General features: G+C 41.3%; 2 protein-coding genes. Both read right to left on the bottom strand.

Annotated elements, in window-relative coordinates:
• Positions 1-64: 64 nt before the first annotated feature.
• A complete protein-coding gene (gene dnaE / locus KUG63_RS01160; RefSeq protein WP_287553708.1) occupies positions 65-3,568 on the bottom strand; it encodes a DNA polymerase III subunit alpha in 3,504 nt (1,167 codons plus the stop codon).
• Entirely contained in the window at positions 3,565-4,131 is a 567-nt protein-coding gene (gene rnhB, locus KUG63_RS01165) for a ribonuclease HII (protein WP_016390764.1), read from the bottom strand. Before rnhB ends, dnaE begins: the two co-directional genes overlap by 4 nt.
• Positions 4,132-4,220 lie beyond the last annotated feature (89 nt).

Consider the following 4,220-nt stretch of genomic DNA (forward strand, 5'->3'; position numbering starts at 1 on the left):
AATCTAAGTAATCTAAGTTCATAAGCTTATTTTATCTTGAGTCGATGAATTCAGCCAGCAAAATTCAATATCGAATAAAGCCTTGTTGTTCTGGCAATGCATTATGTAAATCTGTCAACAATGCATCTTCAGGTTTAATATTCCATTCATCCGGCAATAAAAGCGCGGATGAAGCACCGGGTAGCATCAATTTTATTTTAACCGGGCAATCACCACCACGGTATTTACTTAAAACAGTATGTAATTGATTAATTTTATTGTCTTGTTTTAGAACATCAGCGTCTAACTCTATCAATACATCTTTTATGAACCGTTTACGTGCTTGCTCAACTGTCATCACTGACTCAATGCTAATTCTATTTTGCCCGGCAAAGTCATCAAAAGAGATACTGCCTTCAATAACAACAATTTGCTCGACCTGTAATTGTTCGCTATAGGTCTCAAAAACCTCACTATAGGCCACAGCCTCCATGCGAGCGCTTCCATCATCTAAAATAATGGTGGCAATTTTAGCACCACTTTTTGTTGGACGTGTACGGATATTTAACACCAAACCAGAGACGGTAATCGGTTTTCCTTTTGCACGCCGATACTGGCCTCCCCCCGGGGAGCTTAACTCCATATCATGTAAGGCTGCCAATTTTCCTGAAACAATATTGCTCATTTCATCTCGAACTGTATCAAATGGGTGCCCGGTTAAATACAGTCCAAGTATTGTCTTTTCATGTTTAAGGCGCTCATGCTCGCTCCAAGTTTTTACACGAACAGCATTAGATTTTTGAGTTGTTTCAACAAGGCTTACGCCGAACAAATCATTTTGCCCAGCCATCGCACTTTTCCCCTGCTGCTCAGCCACTTGAAGTACATTCGTTAATTGCTGCATCAGCTGTGCACGGTTTGTGTCAAAACAATCTAATGCACCCGCTCTGATAAGAGCTTCTTGCACACGACGATTTGCCTTTCTTAAATCTATACGATTGGCAAGGTCTTCATGACTAGAATAAGGGCCGTTAAGTTCTCTTTGTTGAATAATTGATTCAATAGCTCCTTCACCGACACCTTTAAGCGCCCCTAAGCCATAGATAATGTCGCCTTCTTCATTTGTCGTAAATCGATAGTAAGAGCTATTAACATCAGGCGGAAGAATATTGAGCCCCATATCACGACATTCATCGATGAACAAAACAACTTTATCGGTATTGTCCATATCTGAAGACAACACTGCGGCCATAAATTCTGATGGGTAGTGCGCTTTTAACCAAGCGGTTTGGTAGGCAATTAATGCATACGCAGCGGAGTGAGATTTATTGAACCCGTAGCCTGCAAATTTTTCCATTAAGTCAAAAATATAGGTCGCTACACTTTCTTCGACATTATTAGCAACCGCTCCTGTGGTAAACATCTCACGCTGCTTGGCCATTTCTTCGGGCTTTTTCTTGCCCATCGCTCGACGCAGCAAGTCAGCTGAGCCAAGACTATAGCCAGCTAAATCCTGAGCAATTTGCATCACTTGTTCTTGATATAAAATAACCCCATTAGTTGGCTCTAAAATTGGTATCAAGGTTGGGTGCGGATATTCTGCTTTTTTGCGACCATGCTTAACATTAATGTAATCATCCACCATGCCAGACTGCAATGGCCCTGGTCTAAAGAGAGCCACTAGAGCAATAATATCTTCAAAGGTGTCAGGGCGCAGACGACGAATCAAGTCTTTCATGCCCCTAGACTCAAGCTGAAAAACAGCTGTTGTTGCGTAATTTTTTAATAACTCGTACGTTAATTCATCATCGCGAGGTAACAGGTCAATATTAACGGCCTTTTCGCCCTTTGCGGCTAAGCGTTGATTTATATTTTGTAAGGCCCAGTCAATAATTGTTAATGTTCGTAACCCCAAAAAGTCGAACTTAACTAAACCAACAGCTTCGATATCGTCTTTATCAAACTGCGTCACCAGGTTTGCACCACCTTCCTCGCAATATAAGGGTGAAAAATCAGTTAACTTACTCGGAGCGATGACAACACCACCCGCATGTTTACCCGCGTTTCTTGCCACCCCTTCAAGCATTAGAGCTAAGTCTATTAGCTCACGAACCTCGTCTGATTCTTTATATGCGTTCAATAGATCAGGGCTTTCATCAAGTGCCTTTGTTAAGGTCATACCAATTTCAAAGGGGATTGCTTTTGCTAAACGATCTACAAAACCATAAGGATGGCCTAATACACGCCCCACATCACGTATAACAGCTTTCGCAGCCATACTCCCGTAGGTAATAATTTGCGACACTTTATCTCGTCCGTATTTCTCACCGACATAATCGATCACCCGATCACGCCCATCCATACAAAAATCCACATCAAAGTCAGGCATTGACACACGTTCAGGATTTAAAAATCGCTCAAACAGTAAATCAAACTCTAGCGGGTCTAGGTCAGTAATTCTTAATGCATACGCAATAATAGAACCAGCACCAGAACCACGACCCGGGCCAACGGGTACGCCATTATCTTTTGCCCATTGAATAAAATCAGCAACAATTAAAAAATAACCAGGAAAGCCCATCTGACAAATAACGTCTAATTCGCGCTTTAATCTGGCTTGATACTGGGCCCTTTTTTCATCATCAAACTTAATTCGATGAGAAGTTTCTTGAATTCGTTTCTCTAACCCTTTTTGTGATAAATCTGCGAAATATTCATCTATGGTCATACCTTCTGGAACGGGAAAGTCAGGTAAAAAGTTCTCCCCTAAACTAAGTTCAACATTGCAACGTTTTGCAATCTCTACTGTATTTTCAAGCGCTTCAGGTAAATCAGAAAAAAGCGCCAACATGTCTTCCTGACTTTTTAAATACTGCTGTTCGGTATGCGATTTGACCCGCCTAGTATCAGATAATACACGCCCTTGATTAATGCAGACTCGCGCCTCATGCGCATCAAACTCCTCTGGTTTTAAAAAGCATGCACTATTAGTAGCCACTATAGGTGCATGATGCTTACTAGCTAAGGCTAATAACTGGTTATTTAACCCCTCTTCACCTGATCGACCAATACGTTGAAGCTCTATGTAAAAACGATCCTTAAAAACCTGCAACCAAGTAGATAACATAGTATCTGCTTGCTCTGTATCATTTGACTGAAGCGATGTTGAGAACAACCCGTCCAAACAGCCAGATAAGGCAATTAAACCTTCATTTTTCTCCAGTATTTTTTTACTGGTTAGATAGGCAACACCTTTATCTTGACCATTAAGATACGCCTCAGAAATTAATTCACACAGTGCTAAATAACCTTGTTGGTTTTGGGCCAGTAAGGTGATGATATATGGCTTTTTTTGCCCCACCGAATCTCTTATCTGTACATCCGCCCCAATAATAGGTTTGATGCCAGCAGCTAAGGCAGCACGATAAAACTTTACCGTGGCAAATAAATTAGACTGATCGGTCACCCCGATAGCTGGCATAGCTAGTTCAGCTACACGTTTGACCAATGGTTTTACACGAATAATGCCATCTACCAATGAATATTCGGTATGGTTCCTAAGGTGGATAAACTTGATGGCCTCACTCATGGTAATAATTTTCTCACTGGGGAAAATGATTGTCGGTAAATCGAAATAACACCCTGCTGGGCAAGTTTCATTTTATGATCAGGGGTCGGGTAACCGGCATGTTTTGATAGGCCATAACCGGGATATAACACATCAAGCAGGGCCATTTGCTCATCTCTATACACTTTTGCGATAATCGAAGCCGCGGAGATTTCAGCCACAAGGTTATCACCGCCTTTGATACATTCACCCGGCAGATCAATATCTGGATAGAATGTCCCATCAACTTTGGCATAACCTGCCTTAATATCCAAGCCATCAAATGCCCGTTTCATGGCTAATAAACTTGCCTGTAAAATATTAATTTCATCAATTTCAGCCACCTCTGCTCGACCAATTGACCATGCTTTAGCAGACTCGATGATCTGTTGTGCAAGCACCTCTCGTCTCTTTTTTGTCAACTTTTTTGAATCCATCAGGCCATCAATTGGTTTTTCATCATCCAGAATGACAGCCGCTGCAACAACAGGCCCTGCAATACAGCCTCTACCTACCTCATCTAAGCCAACAACCACCTTGTTCAAAATGAAACATCACCATTAATAACGCTTGACACAATGTTTGCAGCTTGAATATTAGCCTGACGTGTCAATTTTATTTTCATTTTATTAAA

Origin of the sequence: Cycloclasticus sp., from assembly GCF_019090545.1 — a bacterium.
Lineage (GTDB): Bacteria > Pseudomonadota > Gammaproteobacteria > Methylococcales > Cycloclasticaceae > Cycloclasticus > Cycloclasticus pugetii.